Origin of the sequence: Pseudomonas sp. BS-2016 (assembly GCF_001806145.1) — a bacterium.
GTDB classification, from domain to species: Bacteria; Pseudomonadota; Gammaproteobacteria; order Pseudomonadales; family Pseudomonadaceae; genus Aquipseudomonas; species Aquipseudomonas lundensis.
The window spans coordinates 1-1,775 of the sequence record NZ_MLCT01000077.1; the positions used below are offsets into that span (position 1 = coordinate 1).

2 protein-coding genes are annotated in these 1,775 nt (G+C 61.1%); both read right to left on the bottom strand.

Annotated features, from left to right (window positions below):
- The coding region (locus BKD70_RS22360; protein ID WP_070415417.1) for a glycosyltransferase family 1 protein at nt 1-925 on the bottom strand (925 nt) is incomplete at its 3' end.
- A 54-nt stretch (nt 926-979) separates the two neighbouring features.
- On the bottom strand, nt 980-1,744 hold the full coding sequence (gene cysZ, locus BKD70_RS22365; RefSeq protein WP_070415418.1) for a sulfate transporter CysZ: 765 nt from the start codon (nt 1,742-1,744) through the stop codon (nt 980-982).
- Nucleotides 1,745-1,775 lie beyond the last annotated feature (31 nt).

A 1,775-nucleotide genomic window follows, 5' to 3' on the forward strand; every position in this document is an offset into this window, starting at 1 on the left:
CGTAAGCCACCACGCCCAGGCCAGACGCCATCGCTTCAAGCACCACATTGCCGAAGGTTTCGGTCAGGCTGGGGAACAGGAACAAATCCCCTGAGGCGTAATGCCTTGCCAGCTCTTCGCCGCGCTGCGTTCCGCAGAACACTGCATCGGGCAAATCGTGTTCCATCGACGAGCGCTGGGGGCCATCACCGACCACAATCAGCTTCATCCGCCGCATTGGATAGGCAGCCTGCAAGGCATCAAAGCAGCGCTTGAGCAGCTTCAGGTTCTTCTCTTGGGCCAGGCGTCCCACATGCAGCACAGCAATATCGTGGTTCTCCAACCCCCAATTTTCACGCATGGCGTTATCGCGTTTGGCCGGGTGGAACAATTGGCTGTCGACACCCCGGGATAACATATCCAGACGCTCAAAATGCCGGCGCTCCAGCTCCAGGCGCTGGCTGGCGCTCGGTACCAGGGTCAGGCTCGAGCGGTTATGAAACCAGCGCAGGTAATGGGTGACCACGCGGCTCAACAGGCTCAAGCCATACTGGTTCGAATACTGCTGAAAGTTGGTATGAAAGCCGCTGACTACGCCGATCCCCAGGCGCCGCGCAGCGCGCAGCGCCGAGAGCCCCAGCGGCCCTTCCGTGGCGATATACAGCACATCCGGGCGTTGCCGCGTCCAGCGGCGCAGCAACTTGCGCATTGACGATTGGCCCCATTGCAAGCCTGGATAGCCCGGCAGTGGCCAGCCGCGGCACAGCAGCAGTTCATCGTCGCTGGAGCGGTTTTGGTCGGCACTCTGGCGTGGGCGTACCAGCTCGACCTGATGGCCGCGTGAACGCAAACCCTCGCACAGGCGGCCAAGGGTATTGGCCACCCCGTTGATTTCCGGCGGGAAGGTTTCGGTAATGAGGGTGATGTGAAGCGAGGCTGTCGTCATGACCCACAGTGTCTGCGTGGGCCATGTCGCCATTGTGTCAGGGCGATGATGGATTTATGACTTGGCCACCGCCGGCTGCGCCATCGCCTCGGCGCCTTGCTCCCGCACCCAGAACAACGTCGCCCCGGCCACCGCCGCTGGCATCATCAACAGGTTGACCACCGGCACCAGCAGTACCAAGTAGACAATGCCGCCAAAACTCATGCTCTGCCAGCGTTTCTGACGCAGCCACGCGAGCATTTCGTTCCAGCCCAGCTTGTGGTTGTCGGCCGGGTAGTCGATGTACTGGATCGCCATCATCCACACGCCAAACAGCAGCCACAACGGCGCCGCGATCAGGTTGACCACCGGGATGAACGACAGGATGAACAGGCCGATGGCACGTGGCAGGAAGTAACCCAGCTTGCGCATCTCCCGCGCCAGGGTGCGCGGGATCATGGCAGCCAGCTCACCCCAACTGAACGGCGGGAAGTCGTCGGTGCCACGTACCACGACCTCGACCTTCTCGGCGAGAAACCCGTTGAACGGCGCGGCGATAATATTGGCGAGCATGGTGAAGGTGAAAAACACCATCAGCACCACCAGCACGACAAACAGCGGCCACAACAGGTAATTCAAAAAGCCTAGCCAGTGGGGCAGCGTCGGCATCAAGCTGTCGACCCACAGGCTGAACTGATGGCCGGCGAAATAGATCAACCCGACGAACAGCACCAGGTTGATCGCCAACGGCAACAGCACAAACAGGCGCAGGCCTGGGCTCAACACCAGTTTGAGGCCTTCACGCAGGTATTGCGGGCCGGAAAGAGCAGGGGCGGGCATGGGGTACTCCGAGCAAAATGGCGAACGCGCC

Coding starts and splice junctions, on each gene's coding strand:
- cysZ (WP_070415418.1), bottom strand. CDS start 1,744: ATGCCCGCCCCTGCTCTTTCCGGCCCGCAATACCTGCGTGAAGGCCTC.